This window comes from Paenarthrobacter histidinolovorans (assembly GCF_014647595.1).
Taxonomy (GTDB): Bacteria; Actinomycetota; Actinomycetes; order Actinomycetales; family Micrococcaceae; genus Arthrobacter; species Arthrobacter histidinolovorans.
In genome coordinates this window covers 841,897-865,193 of record NZ_BMPM01000001.1, presented here as the reverse complement: position 1 = coordinate 865,193, position 23,297 = coordinate 841,897, and the positions used below count along the sequence as shown (strand labels likewise).

Sequence of the window (23,297 nt, the reverse complement as noted above, 5' to 3'; positions counted from 1 at the left end):
ACTAAACCTTGGGGGGCCCGTCCTGCAGTTCAACAGTTTTCTGCAGGTAGTCGCGAACGGCTGCACTCCGCTCGGGCAGGGCCGCTTGGTCGAAGAGCCTGGCGGCGAGTTCGCAGGCTGCCAGGCCCTCGTCGGTCCGGCCGGAGTCCAGCAATGAGCGGGCCAGGAGGAAGTGGGCCTCGGCCGCAGTTTGGGTGGCCAAAATGGAAGAGCGGGCACTCAACGGCTCAAGGATGGCCAGTGCTTCCTGCATTTGGCCGTTGAGGTAATTCCAGTGGGCGCGGACCAGCGACATCTCCAAGTGGTCCCGCTCGGATCCGCCAACGATATCGGTGGCGAGCTCAGCCCGTTCGATGCAGCGCAAGGTGGCGGCGTCGTCGAGTTTGGCCTGGAGGCGCATTTCGGCTGAGGCACGGTTGAAGCGTGCCCACAGATCGACGTCTTTCGACGGCGACAGCCGTTCTGCGGCAAGGTCGTGGTACCTGCCCCCGTCGGCGACCCGGTCGGCCAGGAAAGCTACGTTGCCGATCACCCAATAGCCCTTACCGGCTGTGTCCTCGTCAATGTCGTCGTTGATCAGCGTTTCCAGGACAAGGCATTCCCGCCATGCGTCATCCAGGAGCCGGCTCTCGGCCAGGGCAGCGATGAGCGCCCGTTGGGCCAGAATCTGCACGTACAGCAAGTCAGGGTCCAGAGAGGCGAGCTTCGCGGCATCGGCCGCGGTGGTGGCAGCCTCCGCGAGCCGGCCGAGGCCTTGGAATGCCACGGCCACCATGGTTCCGGCTTTGGCACCAAGCTCGGGCGAAGTGGCTGTGAAGCTGTGGTCCTTCAGGTCCGTGGCCAGGTGCAGATATTCCTCGATCCGTCCTTGGTCCCGGAGGCATTCGGCCTGCAGGTAACGCATGTCCCACCAGGAATGGTCGTCCCCGGCGGCCGAGGCGAGCTCCGCGGCTTCACTTGCAAGCCGGAAGGCCTCGTCGAAATCCCGTTCCTTCCATTTGGCCCGGGCCGTAAGACCGGCCACGAGGTGCGAGGCGAGGTGGGGACTATTCATCTGCCTATTATCCATGTCATTGCCGACGAAAAGCTCGTATAGTTTGCCCCGTGACTTTATTCAAGTCACAGTCAACAATTCGCATCAGTACGAAAGGGCATAGCGGATGAAGAAATTTGCGGCAACCCTGCTCATGGCGGCAGTTCTGGCAGTAACGGGATTCGCTGCTCCGGCTAATGCCGAGCCTTCGCAGGACAGCACGGCAATCGGCTGGTGGCCGAACAGCACCACCACGACCAAGACGAGCACCACCAGCATCGGGTGGTGGCCGAACTAAACATTGGGGGAGCCTCTCAAGGCCACTTGACATAAAATTGATGCCCCGGGCCACGGCCCGGGGCATCAATTTTTGTTTCAAAGTATGTCGCGCATTAGTGACCGCCCGGGTGTGGTCCCGCCGAGGCATTGACAGGGCTGTCACAGGGCCTTGAACCTACGGTCCGCCGACAGGCAGCTCAACGGACACTGTGGTTCCGGAGCCGAGGGTGGAGTCAAACACCATGCGTCCCATGTGGCGGCTGATGATGTCGTGTGCGATTGCCAGGCCCAAGCCGCTGCCGGGAACTGCGGCCGAAGTGGCATTGGATGCCCGGTAGAAGCGAGTCAGGATGTGGGGGAGGTCGTGTTCGGGAATGCCCAGGCCGTTGTCCGCGATCTTCACCAGCGCTGCCCGCCCGCCATCCTCGGAAGATGACACGGCGCTGCTGATGCCCACGCGGCCGCCCTCGGGGGTGAACTTGATGGCGTTGGCCACGATGTTCGTGAAGACCTGTTCCAGCTTTGCCTCGTCCGCAGTGACTTCGATGTCCTCGGGACCCTCAGTCACGGACACCGACACGTGTCGTGACTCTGCCAACGGCCTGAGCGTAGCGACGACCACCTGGAGGAGCTTGGCGATGTCCACGGGCTTGAGGTCGAGATTGCTGCCGTCCTGCATCGACACCGTCAGCATGTCCTCGATGAGCTTCCGCAGGCGGCTGGAGTTTCGGGCTATGACGTCCAGCATCCTGTTGATCCCGTCAGGAACCGGGCCGCCTGAACCGTCCTGGATCATGTCCAGGTACGCGGTGATGGAGGTCAACGGGGTGCGAAGCTCGTGGTTCACGGTGGCCAGGAAGTCGGTCTTGGCCTTGTCCAGTTGCCGCAGTTGATGCAGGACCCGCTGCTGTGCGCTGATCAGGTGTCCCTGGATAAGCCCGTGTGCCACGTTTCCGGCTACGTGCTGCAGGAGCGCGATTTCCGGTCGGGTCCACTCATGGCGCTCCTCCACAGTGGAGAGCAGGATGATGCCCATGGCTGAGGCGCCTTCACCCACGGGCAGCAGCACGGTGGAAACGGGGTTGAGTTCAGTGGACCAGGTTTTCAGGGCGGAGGCGATGGCCGAACCGGGGTCCTCGCGGTGGTCGGTTACGGCCAGCACATCGGCCGCGGCCCACAACTTGTTGGCCACCTCCATGATGGTGCCCTCACTCTCACCCAGCCTGGCCGGAAGCATGGGGCATCCCGGGCGGCTCCATTGGGCGCGGATGGTGGGGACCCGTTCGTCCTGGAACGTCGCAAACCAGACGTGGTCCACGCCCAGGGCGTCGCCGAAACCTTGGACAACATGGTCTGCGATCAGTTGGGGGTCATTGGTTTCCCGGATAGCCGACGAGACGCCGCGCAGGCTTTCGCGCAATGCCTCGACCTCACCCCGGGAGCGTGCCCGTTCCTTTGAGCGGCCGATCAGGGTCTGTACCCGATGGACAATTTCGTCACCGCGGACAGGGCCCATGACGTAGTCGGCCACCCGCCACGACTCGAGTGCTTCCACATCCAGCGATTCCGCTTCACCGAGCAGGAGCAATACCGGGATTCCGGGGTTGTGGAGGGACCGGCCGAGCGCGCATTCCGCCACTACTACCGAAGGACCCTGGTGCTGGAGCAGCGAAGCCATTTCCCCGGCGTTCCTGGCAGGAAGAACGCGGAAGCCGGCTGCGACGAGGGCCTCCGAGGCCAGGGCCAGGCGGTCCGCATCGGTATCTGCAACCACTGCGGAAAGGGAGAGCTGTACTTCGGCACCGTCCTGGCCCACTGAGCCCCTTCCCTTCACCGCTTAACCACGTAAATTCCGGATGTGGCAACACCCTATCAGCGGCATGGCGGGGTACGGACGCCTCGCAGCAAATGGGCCGGATGAGTCGTAGGTCACGCCTTTACATTGTCCTTCGGATTCGACAGCCTTGAGGAAGCACCGCAGCCCCACTGTCGGTGGCACAGAATTGGATGAGGAAAATCGTGGACCAACCCACCACACCCCAGGAACACCAGCAGGTGACGTTTCAGCTGGATCTTGAAGAGTCCGGAATTTTGCGTCTGACCTGGCCCCGCGGCGCAAGGATCAAGGAATCGGATGCCCAGCGGGCCATGGACCGGGTCAACGAACTGTGCGGCCAGGAACGCCACCCCATGATTGTGGATATGGCAACCACGGACGATGTCACCCGCGGCGCCCGTTCCGTGTTCGCCAAACCCTGCCAGGCCAACAGGATCGCCCTTTGGGGTTCGTCGCCGGTGGACAGGGTCATCGCCAATTTCTTCCTGGGCATCATGAAGCCGCCGTGTCCCACCAAGTTCTTCACGTCCGAAACAGAAGCGCTGGAGTGGCTGGGGCAGGCCTAAGGCACCCTATATTTGGAGCATGCTCTCTGCGCTGAGGAAGTACCTGCTGATTCCACGCCTCATCAGGCTTTCCTCTTCCGCGCCCAAGGATCCGCTGACCGCCTGGGACCAGTACTGGGGCAATGTTCGCTCAACGGGGGCCAACGGCGATGTCCTGTGGGACTCGGGAAGCGACCATGAACTGAACGGTTACCTTCCCAAACTGGCGCAGCTCGATCCGACCCTCCCGGTGGTGGATGTTGGATGCGGCAACGGCAGTTTTACCCGGCTTCTCGCCGAACACTTCCCCTTGGCCTTGGGGCTGGACTACTCCGCCAACGCCGTGGAACGCGCCCGGCAAGAGTCTGCAGGCATCACGACGGCGGCATTCGCCGTGTGCGACATGACGGCACCGGACGCTGCACAGACTGTCGCAACGGCGCTGGATAATGCAGGCTGGGCCGGCGATGCCAACGTCTTCATCCGCGGCGTGCTGCACGTGCTGGACCGCAAGGGACGTGCCGCCATGGCAGCAAACCTGCTGCCCGTCGTCGGAGGCCGCGGCAGCGTGTTCCTGGCAGAGACAAATTTTCCCGGCACCCCGGTGGACTACGTCAGTCACCTTGGGGCCACCCGGAAGTCGATCCCCGCGCCGCTTGAGTGGGCCATCCGGGGATTGCCCATGCCGGGACGGTTCGGCGCAGCGCAACGCGCCAAGGCCTTTCCGACGACGGACTGGACCCTTGTGGAGGACGGCGCAACCAGCATCGAAACCCGTCCGTTGAGCAACCCAACGGTTCCGGATGTGATCCCGGGGTATTACGCACTGCTCCGGGCGCGGCAACTCAACTGAGTAGCAGATCAGGCCGTTCTCAGGGCTGACAACGGCCTGATCTGCTACTCAGATGGGTGCGCTTGCCTATTTGAGCCCGGCGCCGGGGAGCAGTTCCGTGGCGCCGAGGGAATCAGCGATGAACGCGTAGTCCCAGGCCCTCTCCCGCCACTGGACGTAGCGGCCGGATGCGCCACCGTGGCCGCCATCCATCTCGATTTTCATGACCACCGGCTCCGTTCCCGTGGCGGTGGCGCGCAGCGCCTGGACCCACTTTGCCGGTTCAACGTAAAGCACCCGGGTGTCATTGAAGGACGTCACGGCCGCGATCTTTGGATAGGCCGTGGCTCCCACATTCTCGTACGGAGTGTAGGACTTCATGTACGCATACGCCTCGGGATCGGTGATCGGGTTTCCCCATTCCTCCCACTCGAGGGCGGACAAGGGCAGCTCAGGGTCCAGGATGGTGGTCAGGGCATCCACGAACGGCACTTGTGCCACCACGGCAGCGTATTTTTCGGGGGCCATATTGGCGATGGCGCCCATGAGCAGTCCGCCTGCTGAACCGCCCATCGCGGCAATACGCGAGGGGTCGACCAGGCCTGAGACGGCCAGCCAATCCGTGGCCGCGATGAAGTCCGTAAAGGTGTTCTTCTTGTTGAGCTTCTTCCCGTCCTCGTACCAGTGGCGCCCCAGTTCGCCCCCGCCCCGGATATGGGCGATGACCATGACGATGCCACGGTCCAGGAGGGACAGCCGTGCTACGCCGAACCCGGGGTCCATGCTGACCTCGTACGAGCCGTATCCGTAGACGAGGCCCGCCGCTGTGCCGTCCGGCTGTACCGAAGCGTGACGCAGCACCGACAACGGGACCCGCGTGCCGTCGTCGGCGGTTGCCCACTCACGAGTCGCAACGTAGTCCGAAGAGGAGTAGCCGCCCAGGACCGGGCTTTCCTTGCGGAGCAGAAGCTGTCCCTCGGGCAGCCCGGGCGTCGGGAGCACGAAGTCGTACACCCGTGACGGTGTGAAGTAGGAGGTGTAACCCATCCGGATAACCGGGGCTTCATAGTCCGACCCCGAAACGCCTGCCGTGTAGAGCTCTTCGTCAAAAGCCGGTTCCACCGGTGCGCCCTGCGCAGGGGTGCCCAGTCCTGCCAACGGCAGCACCTGCACCCTTTCGATGGTGTCCTTGCGGATGGAAAGAACCAGATGGGTGGAGGTCACGCCTGCGCCGTTGACCCGGACGTCGTCCGAATGCGCGACGACGGTGCGCCAGTTCTGCGCGGCGATGGGCTTGGTGAGCTCCGACGGGTCCACCAGGCTGACCATCGAGTTGATGGCGTCCTTGTTGTGGGTCAGCAGCAGCGTCTCCCGTCCTTCGAGCAGGAAGGGCTCGGCCTCGTAGAGGATGTGCTCCCCGCGTGGGATGACAGTCTTGAGGCCGGCGTCATAATCGTGAAAGCGGAGCAGACGGGTTTCGCTGAACTCCGAGCAGCCGATGCTGAGCACGAGGTGGCGCCGGTCGGAGGCGAGGTCGAAGCCCAGCCACATGGCGACGTCGTCCTCCTGGTAAAGCACCTCATCCTCGGCGACGGGCGTGCCCAGAACGTGGGATTTCACCTGGTAGGGCCGCCATGACTCGTCAACCACTGTGTAGAAGAGTCGGGTGCCGTCCGGGGAGAAAGCAACCCCGTAGAAAATGTCTTCAATGACATCCGGGAGGAGTTCGCCGGTGCGCAGGTCCTTGATCCGGAGCGTGAAGCGTTCGTCCCCGGAGTTGTCCACCGCGTAGGCGTAGAGGTTGCCGTCCACGGGCACGGCAGCGCCGCCGACGCTGAAGAACGGTTGGCCTTCGGCTTCGACGTTGCCGTCAAGGAGCACCTCCTCGCCCGGAAGTTCCACGCCAGCCTCCACGGCCGGGGGCGTCCAGTCAGCCACGGGATCGCCTGTGTTGCGGGCCAGGACACGGCACTGGATGCTGTACTCTTTGCCCTCCACCGAACGGCTGTAATACCACCAGCCGTCCTTACGGCTGGGGACCGAAAGATCCGTTTCCTGGGTGCGGCCCTTGATCTCCTGGAACATTGTTTCGCGCAAGGGTTCCTGGTGCGCAGTCACGGCCTCCTGGTAGGCGTTCTCCGCCTTCAGGTGCTCCACGACCTCCGGCGATTCCTTGTCCCTGAGCCATTCGTAATGGTCCACGAAAACATCGCCGTGATGTTCCCGGCGGGTGGGAACCCGCTTGGCAACGGGCGGCTCCGGAACAGTTTCGCGGGCGACCGGGGATGCAGAAGAAATGTGGCTCATGGGGCCACTCTATAGATGCGCTCCGACACTGAACCAGCAATTTCGCTCAGAGCGCCGGGGCCTTCCCGTGGTCGCTGATTGTTGCCTGTGACTTGAAAGTTCAACCGGGGATTGGCGTCATGACTTATGCCTATCCCTCACTCCATTTATTGCGAGCACGATTTCGTACGGTGCCCGGAAAGTTGGAGGTTCGGATGTTCACGATTTACCCGCAAAGTCTTCACCCAGTCAAGAGAGGGAATCCTCATCCGCGGTGGCCCTCCGACTCCATGCGCCGGTCCATCGTGGACCTTGAGGTGATTATTCCTGTGTACAACGAGGCCACGAGGATTCCCCACACCCTGCAGCAAACCATCGACTTCCTGGCCGGCCAGGCGTGGTCGTCGCGCATCGTAGTGGTGGACAACGGAAGTGTGGACGAGACCGTTGCGGTGGTGCGGCGGATCTCCCGCGGGCAGCGGGGCATCGTGCCGGTGTCCGTGGTGGGCTGTGCCCGCCGGGGCAAGGGGGCGGCAGTCCGCCGGGGCCTGCTCAGCGGAACATCGAAATTCACCGGCTTCTTCGATGCCGACCTTGCCACTCCGCTGGAAACGCTCAGCAAAACCATGGCCCACCTCTCGCGCGGCGCGGCAGCAGTCATCGCCTCGCGCCATTCACCCGGTTCCACCTTTGTGCGGCCCCAGCATTTGGGACGCAGGGTGGGCGGCACCGCCTTCCGGGTATTGACGCGTTCCAAGGTCAAAGGCATCCAGGACACCCAGTGCGGTTTCAAGTTCTTCGAACGGGACGCGCTCACCGCGGCCATGGTGCAGTGCCGGAGCACCGGGTTCGCCTTTGACGTCGAACTCCTCCTGCGGCTCCAGAACAACGGCGCGAGGATCATCGAACTCCCCGTGGCCTGGACGGATGGTGCTGAGTCCACTTTCCGGCCCTTCCACGATGGCGTGGCCAGCTTCGCGTCAGTGATCCAACTTCAGAAAGCAACACCATGACCTTTGTCCTGCCCGACCTGAACTCTCCCGCGAAGCTTGCCGGAAAGCACGTGCTGGTGCTCAACTGGCGCGACATCCGGCACTCCCTGGCCGGCGGGGCCGAGCAATACATGCACCAGATATCCAGGAGGTGGGTGGACAGCGGGGTCAAGGTCACCTGGTTCACCGCGCGCGACGCCGGCCAGTCGCCGGAGGATGCGATCGACGGCATCCGGATACTCCGGGCCGGCGGCGCGCTGTCCATCTACGCCAAGACCGCACGCCGGCTCCTGCGCAGCGCCGGACAATTCGACGCCGTTGTGGATTGCCAGAACGGGATTCCCTTCTTCTCACCGCTGTTCCTGCCTAAGGATGTTCCGATCATCCAACTGGTTCACCACGTACACCAGGAGCAGTTCCGCAGCAGGTTTTCTCCACCGTTGGCCGCTGTGGGCCGGTTCCTGGAGGGCACCGGAGCCAAGAGGGTCTACGGGCAGCGCTCCATGGTTGCGGTGTCGCCGTCCACACGGCTGGAACTGCGGAAGCTTGGCTTCGGGAGCCCCATCCACGTGGTTCCGAACGGCACCAACGATCTCCCCAGGACGGTGGCCCTGCGGGCAGCTGAGCCAACTGTCGCCGTCGTCAGCCGTTTGGTGCCGCATAAGCGGCTGGACCTGCTCCTGGGCCAGTTCGCCATCGCTGCCAGAACCGTTCCAAAGCTGAAGCTGGACATCGTTGGGGACGGGCCGGAACGGGGACGTCTGCAGCAGATTGCCATGGACCTGGGCCTGGATCATGCGGTGACATTCCACGGCTATCAACCCGACGGCGTTCGCGACGAATTGCTGGGCAGGGCGTGGCTGACAGCTTCCACCTCGGCTTCCGAAGGCTGGGGTTGTTCGGTGGTTGAGGCCGCGGCGTGGGGAGTTCCCTGCCTGGCCCTTCGGGTGCCCGGAATACGGGACTCCGTGGTTGATGGCAGGACGGGCTGGCTGGTGGACAACCCGGGCGATATTGGCCGCACCATGGCTCAGGTCATCGCCATGTTGTCGCGGCCCGGCAGCTTTACGGATATTGCGGCAGATTGCAGGGAGTGGGCACGCTGTTTCACCTGGGAGCGCAGTACCAGGCTGCTCACAGGAGTGCTGCTGGAGGAAGGGAAATTGCGGCGGAACGGTGGAGATCCCCGTGCCTGCCATTCGGATCTCTCCACCCTGGTCCGTTTCGAACTGCCGCACGGAGCCTCCCTGGCGTCGATTTTGCGGCCTACCGATGAAGTAGCGCTTAGCGATGACGGGCGCGTGGCGATCCTCATGAAGGGGCGCGACGAGTTCGAGGCCTTCGCTGCCGCACAGAGCATTGGCGTTGCCAATCCGGAACTCCGCCACGCGGGCCGCAACACGCTTCTTGCCGGACCCGAAAGCCTGTTTGTCCCGGCTGATGCCATCGATGGCCAATAGCAGTACTCCATCAGCAGATGGATCCCAGCGCCCCACGACCATCGAAGTGCAGGACGGACCCCTGGCCAGGACACGGTCAGAACGCAAAGACACAGCACCGGAACACGACTCAAAAGTAGCCCGCAACAGTGGCTTTCTCGCCGTATCCGCAGGAGTGGTGGGCGCGGTCAGTTACGCCTGCACGCTACTGATGGCGACAATGCTTGAAACCACGGAATACACTCACTTCGCCGCGGCGGCCATGATTCTGGGGGTGGTTGGAATTGTGGCCAATGCATTGGTCCCCCTTCCCTTGTCGCATGTGGTTGCCGTTCATCCGGAAGCCAGCGAGGAGCGGCGGAACGGGATGGCATTCTCGGTGTACGTGTCGGGTTTGGCGGGACTTGCCGCAGCCATCGTCACAGGCGGCGTGACACTTGCGCTCGCTACTCCCGCCTTGGCTGCAGCAGTTGCGTTGGCCGCGCTTGCGATTTTCGTGGCGAACGCACCTGCCGGCTGGCTGCAGGGTGAGCTCCGCTTCACTTGGTACGCCGTGTCCACCATCGGCGAGGTTGTCCTCAGGTTCGGTTTCAGCCTGCTGGTGATCTGGATGGCTTGGGGCGCCGGGGGAGCAGTTCTTGGCTTCGTCGCCGGGTGTTTGGCGCCGCTTGTTATCCCGTGGTCGTTCTACCGGGACCTCCGGTGGCGACCCCGCGTGTTGCTGGAGAAATGGCGATGGGCAGAAACGAGCGATATCGCGCTGGTTCTCTGCGTGGTCTCCGTTCTGGTGGGCGTCGACGTTGTGGTGGTGGGCTATCTCGACGGCGGTTCCACCGCCGCGGCCGGTTTCCAAGCACTCGCCACGATCGCCAAGGGGCCTGTCTACGTTGCCGCAGGGACGGCATTGGTGGCATTTCCCCTGCTTCGCATTCCCGGTGCCAGGACAGCAGAGGTACTCGGCGCGTCCTTCGCCTCCTTCGGGCAACTGGCAGTGGTGGCCTTCGCCATCATCGCCACGGCACCGCCGCTGCTGGCTGGCCTGGTCATTCCACAGAAATACCACGGCTCATTGGGGCTGTTGCCCTGGCTGGCGGCCTCCGGCCTTGGCTATGCGGTCCTCATGGTGCTCTCCACGATCCTTCTTGCCGTGCGCGCCTACCGCCGCTGCCAACTCGGGCTGGCGTGCGCTTGCTTCCTGGTGCTTGGCGGGCTCTGGGTCGGCTGGGAGGTAAATGCAGTGGCGGGCATGGCGGTAGGTGCCGCCATCGGTGCCGTAGCGGCTGGCCTGGTCATGGCAGCCCTGGCACGCCCTGTACTGGCCGCTGCCAACCCGGGAAAAGGAACACGCCGGTTCGTCATCCTGGCGACCGCCCTGATCCTGATCCTTGCCGTGGCGGCCCATCTGCAGCCATTGCTTTGGCTTGCGATCGCCATGATCAGCGGTGTTAGCGTACTTGCCCACCAGCGCGGCCTGCTGCCGCGGAGGAACGACTTCAAGCTGCGACGACGACAGCGCGCGGGTACCGGTAGGAGCGCGGGTACCGGTAGGAGGAGGTCCAGCAGCCGGGCCCATCACGGCATGGCCATTTTCGCACGCCACCTGCCCGCCCGGAGGAACCCCGCTTGGATGAACAAGACGCTCACCCGCACATGGCCCGCCTTCACTTTCATTGTCGTCGCGGCATTTGGCGTCCGTGCGCTGGGCCTGGAGCGCGGTTTCGAGTTGTGGGTGGACGAGATGTTGTATGTGCGGCTGGGGGAGTCCGTGAGTAACGGCGAGTTCCCCAGGTTGCCGGACGGGCCATTCTTCCTCCATCCGCCCGGCTATTTCATGCTCGAAGCCATCTTTATCAAGTTCCTGGGCATCACAGGAGACATCATCGACGTCACACTTCAGGTACGTTGGCTCAACAGCGTCATGGGCGCCGTCACGGTGGGCCTCGGATTCTTGTTGGTTGGCAGGGTGGCTACGAACGTTGCCGCCTGGCTTACCGCTGTTCTTCTGGCCTTCGAGCCTTTCGTCCTTCGCAACAACAGCCATGCCTTCCTTGAGACGTCAGCAATGGTTCCCGCGTTGGCAGGGATGCTGGTGGTGGTGGGTACCCGTGTTCCGGAGAACAGGCTGCGATGGTTCCTGAGGCTGGCGGCGTCCGGGCTGCTGTTTGGCTACTCCATTTTGTGCAAGGACTTCTTCTTCATTTGTACGCTGGCGCCAGTGGCGGCTGCTGTCACGTGGAAGAAGACGCTACGGGGGCGGGAGGCACTGGTGTTGTCCGGCTTCGGACTCCTGCCCTACGGAACCTATCTGGTGGCGGTTGCTGCCAGTGGTCATTTTTCCGACTGGTTTTGGGCCAAGTCCAACGGCTTGGTGCGGATGTCCGGGGTAGAGAAGAGCACGGGGTTCACGGCTGAAGGATCGCCAAGCCTGGTGTCCCGTCTTGTCGAGCAAAGTGGCCACTTTGGTACGAGCTACCTCCTTCTCGGCTTGTGCCCATTGGTGGGACTTTTTCTGTGCTTCAGCCACCATCCAGGGAGGCGCCTGATTGGCCTGGTCGGTGTGGCACTGGGTTCTGCGGGCGTCTACAGCGCAGCGTTCGGAACGTTCGAGGAACAGTACGGCTACGGCGTGATGGTTGCTGGCGTGCTGTGTTCCGTCCTTGCAGTTGTGGAGTTCAAGGAGCGGTTTTCCCGGACTCGCAAAACGCTCGGGATCATGAGTGTCCTGTTCGTGGCGTTGACCGTGATGTTGGGACTTCGCACGGAGCTGACGCCCGATGACGGCTTTGCCCGGGCCAACGACTGGATTCAGGCCAATCTACCCGCAGACGCGAGAGTCAGCGTCACGAACAGCACGGGCCAGTTCGCCTATATGGATGATCCGCGGTTCGGCATCTGGCCATCGGCGCCGCTGATGCAACAGAACGGGGCAAGTTACATACTGACTCAGTCCCAACCCACCAGCCAAGGGTACGGCTACGCAAATCCCACCATGCTCGCCTGGTTGAAGCAGCATGCAACACCCATGATCACCACGCCCGGCCCGACCAACGGCGAAACGACCATCTGGTTTGTCGATCCAGCCGTTCTCGAACGGGCGGCGATGGCCAACATCGGCGAACCCTCCAAGAGCTACGGAACGGAACGATAGATGAGAGTCCTGCATTTGGGTTTCGAGGATCCACGCATGCCCGGCGCAGGCGGGGGATCTGTGCGGACCCATGAAATCAACCGACGGCTGGCGGCCCAAGGCTTTGACGTTACCGTGCTGACAACCCGGTACCCGGGCTGGCGGGAACGCTTCCAGGACGGTGTGCACTACGTCCCGATCGGCTTTGGAAGGGGATCGAACCGGCTGACCAGGCTGATTGGCTACATCGTGCGCTTGCCCTACGAGGTACATAAGCGCCGGTCCGCGACAGAGCTGGTGGTGGAGGACTTTTTTGCTCCGTTCTCCACGATGGCTGCCCCGCTGTGGACGAATCGACCCACGATCGGGGTGGTGCAATGGCTTCATGCGGCGGAAAAAGCGCGGCAGTACAAACTGCCACTGCAGTGGATCGAGCGATTGGGCGTCCGGACACACAGCAGGCTCATCGCTGTCTCGGAGGGAATCAGTGAGCGGCTGAAAGAGGTGAACCCGGCACTCCATGTCGATGTCATCGGCAACGGTGTGGACCCTGGAATATGGGATACGACGCCGCACGTTGGTCAGGATGTCCTTTTCGTAGGCCGCCTTGAAGTGGGGCACAAGGGCCTGGACCTCCTTTTGCAAGCGTGGGCCGAAATCCGTGGACGGATAGATGGCAAGCTTCTGATCGCCGGCACCGGCCCGGACGAAGAACGGTTCCGCGCGTCCATCGACGACGCCGGCCTCTCAGGCTCCGTACAGATGCTTGGCTGGTTGGCCGGTGAAGAAAAGATCCAGGCATTGAGCAATGCACGGTTGCTGGTGGTGCCCTCCCGCCACGAGACTTTCGGGTTGGTGGCCATCGACGCACTTGCAGCAGGAACCCCGGTGATCGCATTCGACATTCCCTGTTTGCGGGAGATCATCCCGCCCGGCGTTGGGTGGCTTGTCGAAGCGTTCAAGGTCGAACAATTCGCCCACCAGATAGTCCGCAGCTATGGCCAGGACGGACTGGAGGAAGTAGCAGCCCGGGGACGGAAGTTCGCTGCCGGCTACAGCTGGGATGCGCTCGCCGGAATGCAGGCCGGGGCATACCGCACGGCTCTTGCTGAACTACGGAATCCACAAAGCCGGGCCCACCACGCTGAGAGGGCTTAGATGCCTGTCCGATCACGGGTTGAAAGGTCAATGGCCGGTAACGCGCCGTGGCTGTTCCTGTCACCCCATCTCGATGATGCTGTGTTGTCCTGCGGCGCCTTGCTCGAGGCACAGGCCAAGGAACGCGAGATCATTGTGGCCACGCTCTTCACCGAGGCGCAGCCGTCGCCGCACACCCGGGCAGCCCGGTCCTTCATGCGCCAATGCACCATACCGGACGCCGGCGAACTGTTCGAGGCCCGGCAACGTGAAGACCGGGCGGTCCTGGAAGCAATGGGGGTTCATCCCATCCACCTTGGCCAAGTGGACGCGCTCTTTCGACGCCGGCGCAAGCCACCAATGGTGTGCAGCAGCGCCTGGGACCGGCTCCTTCCGGAGTTGACCCATCGCTACCCCACCTACCGTTTCGACATCGCGATGGGCAGGATCGCAAAGGGCGACTACGCCCTCATCCGTTCGCTCGGAGCCGCCGTCGCGACGCTGTTGGCGGAGACCGAAGCGGAACTGCTCTTCTGCCCGGCCGGCGTGGGGAAGCACGTGGACCACCTGATCACCCGCCAACTGGGTCAGGGGTATCCGGAGCACGTGGTCATGTACTCAGACTTCCCCTATGACGTGGCGACGGCTCCGGATCAACGGCACATGTCGAAAATGGGGTTTGTGCCGTGGACCTGGGACACGGGACTGAACGCCAAACAAGCGCGGATCAGGGAGTACGCAACGCAAGCGGACGCCCTGTTCCCTGGCGGAAACATTCCACGGAAACCGGAAACCTACTTTGTGCCCGCGCCCGTACGGGCAGGGTGACCTTCATTCCGCATGGAATGAATCGGCCAAGGCCACCCTGTTCCTGCCTGCAGCTTTGGCGGCGTACAGGGCGAGGTCGGCCTCCCGCAGGAGATGTTCGGTTCCGGCGGGGTGGCCGCCCGGGGAAGCTGCGATTCCCGCGCTGATGGTCAGGACGCCGTCGGGGTCGCCGGAGTGCTCGATTGTCAGGTCATGCACGGCTGACCTGACCCGTTCCATGACCAAATCCGCCGTGGCGGCCGACTGCTCCCGGAGCAGCAACAGGAACTCTTCCCCGCCAAAGCGGTACACGGCATCGGTGGCCCGGACTTGGCTGGCCAGGGTGTCGGCAATGGCAACCAGTGCGGCATCTCCGGCTTGGTGGCCGTAGATGTCGTTATAGCTCTTGAAGTTGTCAACATCCACCATTGCCAGGCAGTATCCATGGCTCCCGTCATGCAGCTCGCCCAGATCCTCGGACAGCTTGAGCCGGTTGTGCACCTTGGTGAGGGGATCCGTGCGTGCTTGCTCGGTCAGCGCCGAACGATACCGGGCCAGGTCCGCATGCAAGGACGTAATGCGCTGGGCCGCCAGTAGCCGGATGTGCAGGCTGAAAGGGTCCAGGGGCTTGGTGACGTAGTCGTCAGCACCTGCCTCCATTCCGGCAAGGACGTCTTTCCGTGACCCATGGGAAGTCACCAGGATGACGTACGTGTACCGGTCCTTTCCCGCTGCCCGGATGGCACGGCAGAGGTCCAGCCCGTTGAGCCCGGGCATCATCAGGTCCGTCACCACGGCTTCCGGGCTGTGCTCCTGGAAGAGTTGCCACGCCGAGTCCCCGTCCACGGCCACAATGCAGTCGTGCCCGGATTGCTCCACCGCCGCTTTGGTGATCATGCGGGAGATTTGGTCATCGTCCGCGATAAGGATCTTCATATGGCTCCCAATAAGATGCGCTCAAGGGCGTCGTCAGCCCTTGCCAGTTCTTCGGTCAGCCGCTCCAGAAGCCGTGTTCCGTCCGCGACCAGCTCCGGGCCGCCTTCCCGTCCAAGGGTTTCCAGTTCCCGGCACAGGGCTGCGGCTCCCACGGCTCCGATGTTGGCTGCCGCGCCGGAGAGTTTGTGCGCCGCCGCTTCCACCCCGGAGGGTTGCCCGGCGTCGATGGCCGAACGCAGCGCCTCCACGGTTCCACCGGCATCCTCGCGGAAGGCTTGGATGGCTGCCGGGAGCAGGCCAACGCCGTCGTCGGGTCCGAGTTCGCGGAGGATCTGCAGCCGCCCGGTGTCGAGAACCTCCGCATCCGACGACTGCGCGCCCGACGACGGCGCGTCCGACGGCGGTGCTGCCGCCGGCTGCGGCTCCCCGGCGGCTGGCTGCGTGACAGCGGCAGCGGATGCCGCCGTCGTCGGTTCCTCCAGCTGCGGTACCCACCGCGCCAGGACGGTGCCCAGCGTTGCGAGGTCGACGGGCTTGCTGATGTAGTCGTCCATGCCGGCCGCGAAGCAGCGCTCGCGGTCCTCGTTGAGGGCTCCGGCTGTCATGGCGATGATGGGGATCCTGGCCGAATGCCCGTTGCGGGCACGAATGGCGCGGGTGGCATCGAACCCGTCCATGACCGGCATGTGGCAGTCCATGAGGACCGCCGCGTAGTTTCCGGACAGGGCCGCCGTCACGGCCTGTGCGCCGTCTTCGACAATATCCACGCCGTATCCGAGGCGGTTGGCCATGCCGCGTGCCACCAGTTGGTTGACCTCGTTGTCCTCTGCCACAAGCAGCTTTCCCAGCCGCGGTACCGGCTCGGCGGAGGCAGCGGCGGCTGTTGGTGACGGTGCTGCGGGGGCGCGCATGGTTTTCGTGGCCACGAGGCGAAGGAGCCGGTTGTAGAACTCGGAGCTGCGGACGGGTTTTGTGAGGTACTCGCGGATCCCTGCTGCCGCCAGGTCAACTTTGTCCACCAACATGGTGGAAGTCAGCAGGATGATCCCGGGCGTTCCGGGGTTGGTGCTTTCATTGTTGATGAGCCGCGCCAGTTCCAGGCCGTCTGTGTCGGGCATGCACATATCCACGACGGCGATGTCGTAGGGATGGCCTGCCTGGACGGCGGTACGGTATTCGGTCATTGCCGAGGAAGCATCAGCCACTGCCACCGGCGTCATGCCCCAGCTGTCCAGCTGGGTTTCCAACACGAGGCGGTTGGTGGCGTTGTCATCCACCACCAACACCCTCTTGCCCGCCAGGGAAGCAGGCAAAGTGAGGGTTTCCGAGGCCGGCGGCCCGACCGGCAGTTCCAGTTCAAACCAGAATTTGCTCCCTTCGCCGAGCTCGCTGTCCACACCGATGCGGCCACCCATGGCCTCGGTGAGCCTCCGGGATATGGCCAGTCCCAACCCTGTTCCGCCGTACCGGCGCGTGGTGGACGCATCTGCCTGGGCGAAGGACTCAAACAGTCGGTGGTGGTCGTCGGCGCCGATACCGATTCCCGTGTCGCGGACTTCAAAGCGCAGCGAGGCGTTACCTGCATCTGTCCCCAGCACGGAGACTTTGATTTCGACTTCGCCCGACGGGGTGAATTTCACGGCGTTGGAGGAGAGGTTCACCAGGACCTGCCGGATGCGGCCGGAGTCGCCCATGAGCCGTACCGGGACATCAGGATGGCAGTAGGAAATGAGTTCCAGGTTCTTGCCTTGTGCCGCCTCGGCAACGAGCCCGGCCACTTCTTCCACGAGGGCCCGGGGATCGAAGGCGGTGACTTCCAGGTCCACTTTCCCGGCTTCGAGTTTGGAGAAGTCCAGGATGTCGTTGATCAGCGTGAGGAGGACTTCGCCGGCGCCCTTCACACCTTGGGCGTATTGCCGTTGGCCCTCGCTGAGCGGCGTGTCCATCATCAATGAGGTCAGACCGATCACGGCATTGAGCGGCGTGCGGATCTCGTGGCTCATGGTGGCGAGGAATTCGGACTTGAGCCTGCTCGATTCCAGTGCTGCTTCACGTGCGGCCAGAAGTTCGGATTCCACGGCTTTGCGCTCTGTGATGTCACGGGAAATGAAGGCCACACCGCGTATCCCGGACGCGCTCCGGACCGGTGAGAGGGTGACGGATACGGGGATGGTGGCGCCGTCGCCCCGTTTGCGTTGCGTTTCGTAGTTCTGGACGTCCCCGGTCAGGGCGGTGGTTTCCAGGGCGAGGCGTTCCTTCTCCCGCACGTCCGCCGGGATGAAGAAGTCGCCTTTGCTGCCGATCACCGCGGACGCCGGGTAACCAAAGATCTTCTCCGCGCCGGGGTTCCAACTGGTGATGACGCCGTCCAGGCTTTCGCCAACGATCGCGTCGCCGGAGGAATTGACGATCGCTCCCAGCCCTTCAAGTTCGGCCGTGCGTTCGGCCACTTTCGACTCAAGGTCGCGCGTGAGAGTCACGTTTTCGACGACGATCAGCACCTGGCGCACTATGACGAACCCCAGGACCAGCAGGCCGGTGACAAGCAGGACGCGGTCAGCGCCGATGGGACCGGTCCTGGAAAAGAACACGGCGCTGAAGACGGGGAGGTAGGGGAGCAGCTCGAGCGCTGCCGCGTAGCCGCGGCCATCCTTGCGTGCGCTGTCTGTCTCCGGAATCAGGGGGCTCAACGCCACCAAGAGGAAGGCGAGCACCCACCCCAAGGCCAGGGGTGAGCCGGTGACACCGGAAATGCCTTCCAAGGTGAGCCGCATGTAGGCAAGGTCCGTGAGGGCAAGGATCCAGAAACCGATGCCCAGGCTTAGCCACGGCAACCGGCGGCCGCGGGCTGCGCGCATGGTGAGGACGATGACCACGGAGACCATGAAGACGTCCGCGATCGGGTAGGCCATCTGGGTTATGCGGGCAAACGTGTCAGTGTTTTGGGCGCCGGCAAGGGGCCCAAGGACGGCGCTCCAGGCGATGAAGAACGTGGCAGTTGCCACCACGCCCGCGTCAAGGATGGCGCGGCGCAATGGCAGCCGCAGCCCCTGTCCGCGCAACAGCAGCACCAAGCCGATGGAGGACGGCAGCGCGTACCAGACAAAACCGACGTCGGCGAACGACGGAAAAGGGTAGTTGTGATCCAGTGTGATGCCATTGAAGGTCCAGATGGCCTGTCCGGCGGACCAAAGAGCCAGACCCGCAACAACGAACCATCGGCCTGTGGTGTTGTCACGCCTTTTGGGGGCTGCGCGGGTGTGGGTAGTAAGGGCGGTCAGCACGGCTGTGAGAATCGCCAGGTCACCTGCCAGCTGGGCAGTAGGTGTGCCGTTTCCGCTTCCCAGGCCAACGGCCAGCAGCACCGCACAAAAGGCGACAGCAATCAGGAAAAACGGCAGACCGTGTCCTGACCACGAGCGCTTCGAAAGTACCTCGTGCTTCACTCCCGCCACTGAACCCCTGCCTTCAAAAGTGGCCCCACACCAAAGCGAACAACGCCGTCTTAGCTGCGCTGAGGAGAGCATACGCTGAAACCACGCATTCAGGGCACAATAAATGGCCTGTGAAGCGGGCATGACTCCATGTACTCCCGTAAACCGGGTCCGAGTACTGCCAAGTAGTCCATTCCTTGAATCTGCGTAATACCTGACAGCTCCGTGCTTCCGCTACCGGGAAAGTCGAGTAGCTCCTACTCGTGCAGCGGGCAATACACAATTCCTATATTTGAATTCGCAGGGGTTTATTGCAATTCCGTTCCTCCGGCTCAGCGGTGGATCGCACCCCGCCCTTGTGCGGCGGTGCTCTTCCCAATACATAGCTGCGCTATCTGCACCAGGGCCGCAACGGCTCCCACGCGCGGTCCGAGCCATGGAGTCCCGGGGTTCCCATGAACATGAACGATGTAGATTTCCAAACGTCCCTCAACAAGAACAATGGCGTTGGCCGGCAAACGCCGTTCAGCAAATCAAAGCTCATGATTGCCGGTGCCGTGCTTGCATTATTGGCGTTGATCCCCCTGCTTTTCGGGGTGGTCAATTGGGCCACGCACCCGGCCGGCAGCGAGCAGCAATCAGTGTCGAATGAACAAGCGGCTGCGCCGGAGGCAGTGCCCTCTGCCCCTGCCGCCGATCCTGCTTCGGCAGCACCGTCACAGGATCCGGCAACCCAAGTGGCTCCGGCTGCCGAGGTACCGGCGGCAGCTCCTGCCGCTGAGCCTGCCGCCGTCCCTGCAGCGGCCGCCGAACCAGTTCCGGCTGCCGATCCCGCACCTGCCGCTCCCGCCGGTGATCCCAACCTTTATACCGTGGCATCGGGTGACACAGTGGGCTCCATTGCCGCAAGGTTCGGCGTGGACGTCAACGCCATGTTGGCTGCGAACGGCCTGGGTGCCTACTCGGTGATCGTCCCGGGCCAGGTCCTTAAGCTGACGGGACCGCCTGTTGCTCCCGTCGCCGCGCCGGCCGCAGTGCAGGCCCCGGTTGCACAGGCCCAGGCTGCAGCCGCCCCCGCCGTCGTGGCGGCACCAGCACCGGCACCGGCACCAGCACCCGCGCCGGCACCAGCCCCGGCTGTCCGGACGATTTACGTGGCAGGCGCCGGTGGCCAATCACTGGTGGACGCGTGCATCGGGCCGATCAACTACACGCCAACCAACGCCTACGCCGTGTTCATCACCGAGCATGATTTCTGCGGAGGATGGGCCCGGTTCTCGGGGATCGGGGTCGGGGAGACCGTTTCCATTCCTGGTTACGGAACCTTCACGGCCACAGGCAGGGGCCAGGTGCCCAACCCGGGAACCACCAACGATGTAGCAGCAGTGTTCGGCGGATTCCCTGCAGTAGTCCTTCAGACCTGCATTCCGGGCACCAACCAGATGCTGGTGATTGCCCTCAACTAGCAGCTGTTAGCTGGCCGGCGCCGTCAGGCGCGCAAACCGGAGGATCCCCAGGATGGCCGGGGCCAACTGATCCTCCATCTGGTGGTAGACCTCTTCCGCTCGTCGGTAGGGGTCTACCACGTCGTTGTCGGCAGGATCGGACGGCAGTGCCAGGTGCCGGACAGATGCTGCCCGGGCGGGGAGGGCCCGCCAGAAGTCAACGATGTCCCCGGTGGCGGGAGCGTCGTCGCGGGTCTCCAGGACGGCCAACATGCGCGCAAATTCCCGGACGGTGAAGGTGCGTTTGAGCAGGGAGGCGTCCAATTGGAGCACTTCGCCGCGGTGTTTGGACGTCATGGCCAGCACCAGGTCGGTTTCCCGGAGGATTTTCTGGTTCAGTTGCCGGGCGGCGAAATCCTCCGGCGTCCCGCGGAAGGTGCTGATGATCTGCGCGGACAGGGGCTGGATGGGTTCGCCCACCATGGCCCGTGTGCCGGCGCTGCGGACCTCGAATGATCCGGGACTTACCTGGTTGAGCCCAGCCTGGAGCAACCTCTCGGCCACGGGGGAGCGGCAGATGTTTCCGGTGCAGACGGTGAGGATTCTGAAGGGCTGGGGCGATTGCACGTAGGGCTCTTTTCTTGCGTTGGCGTGGGGCGGTTGAGGCCCCATCCCAAGTTAACACGGGGAATCTCAGGAGCCTTGTCAACAACGCCAGGCCTCCGGAACAGTCATCAACGGGTCGCGCGGCCTTCCTGTGAACGCTTGACTGAATTCACCCGCTCCGCATATTCTGAACGAACGGTCGGTAATTTATTAGGAGCAACCATGGCATCGCAGAATCTGCAGTCAGTGCCCGCTGAGCTGTCCCCGGAAGAGCAGGAGCGGGAGGCGGCCGGACAGGCGTATTTTGATCGCATCATTTCGGAAGACTCACGCATCGAACCGCGTGACTGGATGCCTGCGGCTTACCGCAAGACGTTGCTGCGCCAGATCTCGCAGCACGCACACTCGGAAATCATCGGCATGCAGCCGGAAGCCAACTGGATCACGCGCGCACCCAGCCTGAAGCGCAAGTCCATCCTCATGGCAAAGGTCCAGGATGAGGCGGGCCACGGCCTGTACCTGTACTCCGCAGCAGAGACGCTGGGGCAGAGCAGGGACCAGATGATGGAAGACCTGATTGCAGGCAAAGCCCGGTACTCCTCCATCTTCAACTACCCCACGATTTCCTGGGCAGACATGGGGGCCATTGGCTGGCTGGTGGATGGCGCCGCCATCTGCAACCAGGTGCCCCTGTGCCGTGCCTCGTACGGTCCTTATGGTCGCGCAATGGTGCGCATCTGCAAGGAAGAGTCATTCCACCAGCGCCAGGGTTTTGAAATCCTGCTGGAGCTGTCCAACGGCACGCCTGCGCAGAAGCAGATGGCCCAGGACGCCGTGAACCGCTGGTACGCGCCGTCGCTGATGATGTTCGGCCCGCCGGATGACGATTCACCGAACTCCAAGCAGTCCATGGCCTGGAACATCAAACGCTTCAGCAACGACGAGCTGCGCAGCCGGTTCGTCGGCATGATGGTGGAGCAGGTCAAGGTCCTGGGCCTCACCCTCCCGGACAAGGACATCCGTTTCAACGAAGAAACCAAGAAGTGGGAGCACGGACCCCTGGACTGGAATGAGTTCAAGGAAGTCCTGGCCGGCCGCGGTCCCTGTAACTCGCAGCGCATCGAGCGCCGCCGCGAGGCACACGAAAACGGTGCCTGGGTTCGGGAAGCAGCAGTGGCCTACGCCCGCAAGCAAGCAGAGAAAGTGAACGCAGCATAATGGCTCCCCACGGTAACCCGGAAGAACCGGCAAGCGCCGCCAGCGAGATCAAGCGCGAAGCCCCCAAGGTGGCGGCTGCCAACGCAGAAAGCACGACGACGGCCCCCGCCGCGCGCCCGGGCGGCACCACCGGCGGCGCCAAGGAAGAGCACCCGTGGTCCTTGTGGGAGGTCTTCGTGCGTTCAAGCCGTGGCCTGTCCCACGTGCACGCAGGTTCCTTGCACGCCCCGGATGCGGCGATGGCCCTCCGGAACGCCCGCGACCTTTACACCCGCCGCAACGAGGGCGTCTCCATTTGGGTGGTCCCGGCCGAGGCGATTTCCTCCAGCGATCCCGACGCCAAGGGTGCCTTCTTCGAGTCCCCGCAGGGCAAGGACTACCGCCACGCCACCTACTACACCAAGAGCGAAGGCGTGAAGCACCTGTGAGCACCAAAGACACTGACTTCGCAATCGAGGGACACGGCGATATCTCCGTCGGCGTTCACGGAGCCGGGGCTTCCGGAGACGGTTCGGCCAGCGCCACCCGCATCACGCCAGGCAACGCGCTGCGGCCCGAGGACATCGCGCTGGAAATCAGCCGCGGACAGGTCAAGCCGAGTGAGGACATCGCTGGGTTTGCCCTTCGTTTGGGCGATGACGGTCTGATCCTCGCCCAACGCCTGGGCCACTGGATTTCCCGTGCGCCGGAGCTTGAGGAGGACATCGCCCTTGGCAACATTGCACTGGACCAGCTGGGCCACGCACGCTCCTTCCTGACTTACGCCGGAGCCGCCTGGGACAAGTCCGAGGACGACCTTGCCTACTTCCGCCGCGAGCACGAGTTCCGCTCGGCTCACCTGTTTGAGCAGCCCAACGGGGACTTCGCCGTCACCATTGCCCGCCAGTTCATCGTGAGCTTCTACCAGTACGAGCTGTACAGCCGGCTGGTGGAGTCCACGGATTCCACCATCGCCGCCATCTCTGCCAAGGCTGTCAAGGAAGTGGACTACCATCGCGACCACAGTGCCCAGTGGGTGTTGCGCCTTGCCGGCGGGACCGATGAGTCCCGCGCCAGGATGATTCAGGGCTTCAAGCTCGTGTGGCCGTACGTGGACGAACTCTTCGAGGACGACGAACTCACCACCCGCCTGTCCGAATCCGGAGTGACAGTCCAGCCTTCCTCCCTTCGCGACGAATTTGACCGCCTCACGGGGCAGATCCTGGCCGAGGCCGAGCTGGACATTCCCGGTGTCCCACAGGCGCCCGGTGGCGGCCGGCGCGGGAAGCACTCCGAGTTCATGGGCTACATCCTGGCCGAAATGCAGGTTCTGGCCCGCGAGCACCCCGGCGCGAGCTGGTGAGC

The 23,297-nt window shown here is 63.4% G+C and carries 18 protein-coding genes; 12 read left to right on the top strand and 6 right to left on the bottom strand.

Annotation, left to right across the window (positions count from 1 at the left end; genetic code table 11):
- Position 1 precedes the first annotated feature (1 nt).
- Positions 2-1,054: a hypothetical protein gene (locus IEY62_RS03985; RefSeq protein ID WP_189014098.1), complete on the bottom strand. Its 1,053-nt coding sequence runs from the start codon at positions 1,052-1,054 to the stop codon at positions 2-4.
- A 106-nt stretch (positions 1,055-1,160) separates the two neighbouring features.
- Here IEY62_RS03985 and IEY62_RS03980 point away from each other — a divergent pair, with 106 nt between their 5' ends.
- A complete protein-coding gene (locus IEY62_RS03980) occupies positions 1,161-1,331 on the top strand; it encodes a hypothetical protein (protein WP_189014096.1) in 171 nt (56 codons plus the stop codon).
- Positions 1,332-1,487: 156 nt separating this feature from the next.
- Here IEY62_RS03980 and IEY62_RS03975 read toward each other — a convergent pair whose 3' ends face one another.
- A complete protein-coding gene (locus IEY62_RS03975) occupies positions 1,488-3,128 on the bottom strand; it encodes an ATP-binding protein (protein ID WP_189014094.1) in 1,641 nt (546 codons plus the stop codon).
- 203 nt (positions 3,129-3,331) lie between these two features.
- Here IEY62_RS03975 and IEY62_RS03970 point away from each other — a divergent pair, with 203 nt between their 5' ends.
- Positions 3,332-3,715 carry a DUF7793 family protein gene (locus IEY62_RS03970; protein ID WP_229785051.1) on the top strand — a complete coding sequence of 128 codons (384 nt, stop codon included), beginning with the start codon at positions 3,332-3,334 and terminating at the stop codon, positions 3,713-3,715.
- Between the two features lie 19 nt (positions 3,716-3,734).
- Entirely contained in the window at positions 3,735-4,547 is an 813-nt protein-coding gene (locus tag IEY62_RS03965; protein ID WP_189014090.1) for a class I SAM-dependent methyltransferase, read from the top strand.
- A 66-nt stretch (positions 4,548-4,613) separates the two neighbouring features.
- Here the strand turns inward: IEY62_RS03965 and IEY62_RS03960 are convergent, their stop codons facing one another.
- Positions 4,614-6,833 (bottom strand): S9 family peptidase, encoded by a 2,220-nt coding sequence (locus IEY62_RS03960; protein ID WP_189014088.1) that lies wholly within the window; start codon positions 6,831-6,833, stop codon positions 4,614-4,616.
- Positions 6,834-7,102: 269 nt separating this feature from the next.
- Between IEY62_RS03960 and IEY62_RS03955 the strand changes: the two genes are divergently transcribed.
- From IEY62_RS03955 to IEY62_RS03935, 5 genes are all read left to right on the top strand, one after another.
- The gene (locus tag IEY62_RS03955) at positions 7,103-7,825 is read left to right on the top strand and encodes a glycosyltransferase (RefSeq protein WP_189014086.1); all 723 of its coding nucleotides are present in this window, start codon (positions 7,103-7,105) and stop codon (positions 7,823-7,825) included.
- Positions 7,822-9,264, top strand: coding sequence for a glycosyltransferase family 4 protein (locus IEY62_RS03950; RefSeq protein WP_189014084.1), 1,443 nt, complete (start codon positions 7,822-7,824; stop codon positions 9,262-9,264). Before IEY62_RS03955 ends, IEY62_RS03950 begins: the two co-directional genes overlap by 4 nt.
- 199 nt (positions 9,265-9,463) lie before the next feature.
- Positions 9,464-12,391 (top strand): hypothetical protein, encoded by a 2,928-nt coding sequence (locus tag IEY62_RS03945; protein ID WP_229785049.1) that lies wholly within the window; start codon positions 9,464-9,466, stop codon positions 12,389-12,391.
- A complete protein-coding gene (locus IEY62_RS03940) occupies positions 12,392-13,528 on the top strand; it encodes a glycosyltransferase family 4 protein (protein WP_229785047.1) in 1,137 nt (378 codons plus the stop codon). It abuts the gene before it with no gap.
- 30 nt (positions 13,529-13,558) lie between these two features.
- Entirely contained in the window at positions 13,559-14,335 is a 777-nt protein-coding gene (locus IEY62_RS03935; RefSeq protein WP_189014079.1) for a PIG-L deacetylase family protein, read from the top strand.
- A 3-nt stretch (positions 14,336-14,338) separates the two neighbouring features.
- Here IEY62_RS03935 and IEY62_RS03930 read toward each other — a convergent pair whose 3' ends face one another.
- Both IEY62_RS03930 and IEY62_RS03925 read right to left on the bottom strand, forming a co-directional pair.
- Entirely contained in the window at positions 14,339-15,250 is a 912-nt protein-coding gene (locus tag IEY62_RS03930; protein WP_189014077.1) for a GGDEF domain-containing response regulator, read from the bottom strand.
- Positions 15,247-18,705 carry a hybrid sensor histidine kinase/response regulator gene (locus tag IEY62_RS03925; RefSeq protein WP_189014075.1) on the bottom strand — a complete coding sequence of 1,153 codons (3,459 nt, stop codon included), beginning with the start codon at positions 18,703-18,705 and terminating at the stop codon, positions 15,247-15,249. Before IEY62_RS03925 ends, IEY62_RS03930 begins: the two co-directional genes overlap by 4 nt.
- Before the next feature lie 434 nt (positions 18,706-19,139).
- Between IEY62_RS03925 and IEY62_RS03920 the strand changes: the two genes are divergently transcribed.
- Entirely contained in the window at positions 19,140-20,150 is a 1,011-nt protein-coding gene (locus IEY62_RS03920) for a LysM peptidoglycan-binding domain-containing protein (protein WP_189014073.1), read from the top strand.
- Between the two features lie 6 nt (positions 20,151-20,156).
- Here IEY62_RS03920 and IEY62_RS03915 read toward each other — a convergent pair whose 3' ends face one another.
- The gene (locus IEY62_RS03915) at positions 20,157-20,756 is read right to left on the bottom strand and encodes an arsenate reductase/protein-tyrosine-phosphatase family protein (protein WP_189014071.1); all 600 of its coding nucleotides are present in this window, start codon (positions 20,754-20,756) and stop codon (positions 20,157-20,159) included.
- A 201-nt stretch (positions 20,757-20,957) separates the two neighbouring features.
- On the opposite strand from IEY62_RS03915, the gene paaA reads away from it, so the two are divergent.
- Genes paaA through paaC form a run of 3 tightly spaced genes read left to right on the top strand, consistent with a single transcriptional unit; the run spans position 20,958 to position 23,295 of the window.
- Positions 20,958-21,953, top strand: coding sequence for a 1,2-phenylacetyl-CoA epoxidase subunit PaaA (gene paaA, locus IEY62_RS03910; RefSeq protein WP_144659203.1), 996 nt, complete (start codon positions 20,958-20,960; stop codon positions 21,951-21,953).
- Positions 21,953-22,381 carry a 1,2-phenylacetyl-CoA epoxidase subunit PaaB gene (gene paaB / locus IEY62_RS03905; protein WP_189014069.1) on the top strand — a complete coding sequence of 143 codons (429 nt, stop codon included), beginning with the start codon at positions 21,953-21,955 and terminating at the stop codon, positions 22,379-22,381. The genes paaA and paaB overlap by 1 nt, the downstream gene beginning before the upstream one ends.
- Positions 22,378-23,295 carry a 1,2-phenylacetyl-CoA epoxidase subunit PaaC gene (gene paaC / locus IEY62_RS03900; RefSeq protein ID WP_189014067.1) on the top strand — a complete coding sequence of 306 codons (918 nt, stop codon included), beginning with the start codon at positions 22,378-22,380 and terminating at the stop codon, positions 23,293-23,295. Before paaB ends, paaC begins: the two co-directional genes overlap by 4 nt.
- Positions 23,296-23,297 lie beyond the last annotated feature (2 nt).

Excerpts from the sequence above, each read along its gene's own strand:
- IEY62_RS03985 (WP_189014098.1), bottom strand. The coding sequence starts at position 1,054 with ATGAATAGTCCCCACCTCGCCTCGCACCTCGTGGCCGGTCTTACGGCC.
- IEY62_RS03980 (WP_189014096.1), top strand. The coding sequence starts at position 1,161 with ATGAAGAAATTTGCGGCAACCCTGCTCATGGCGGCAGTTCTGGCAGTA.
- IEY62_RS03965 (WP_189014090.1), top strand. The coding sequence starts at position 3,735 with ATGCTCTCTGCGCTGAGGAAGTACCTGCTGATTCCACGCCTCATCAGG.
- IEY62_RS03960 (WP_189014088.1), bottom strand. The coding sequence starts at position 6,833 with ATGAGCCACATTTCTTCTGCATCCCCGGTCGCCCGCGAAACTGTTCCG.
- IEY62_RS03955 (WP_189014086.1), top strand. The coding sequence starts at position 7,103 with ATGCGCCGGTCCATCGTGGACCTTGAGGTGATTATTCCTGTGTACAAC.
- IEY62_RS03950 (WP_189014084.1), top strand. The coding sequence starts at position 7,822 with ATGACCTTTGTCCTGCCCGACCTGAACTCTCCCGCGAAGCTTGCCGGA.
- IEY62_RS03945 (WP_229785049.1), top strand. The coding sequence starts at position 9,464 with ATGCTTGAAACCACGGAATACACTCACTTCGCCGCGGCGGCCATGATT.
- IEY62_RS03940 (WP_229785047.1), top strand. The coding sequence starts at position 12,392 with ATGAGAGTCCTGCATTTGGGTTTCGAGGATCCACGCATGCCCGGCGCA.
- IEY62_RS03935 (WP_189014079.1), top strand. The coding sequence starts at position 13,559 with ATGGCCGGTAACGCGCCGTGGCTGTTCCTGTCACCCCATCTCGATGAT.
- IEY62_RS03930 (WP_189014077.1), bottom strand. The coding sequence starts at position 15,250 with ATGAAGATCCTTATCGCGGACGATGACCAAATCTCCCGCATGATCACC.
- IEY62_RS03920 (WP_189014073.1), top strand. The coding sequence starts at position 19,140 with ATGAACATGAACGATGTAGATTTCCAAACGTCCCTCAACAAGAACAAT.
- paaA (WP_144659203.1), top strand. The coding sequence starts at position 20,958 with ATGGCATCGCAGAATCTGCAGTCAGTGCCCGCTGAGCTGTCCCCGGAA.
- paaB (WP_189014069.1), top strand. The coding sequence starts at position 21,953 with ATGGCTCCCCACGGTAACCCGGAAGAACCGGCAAGCGCCGCCAGCGAG.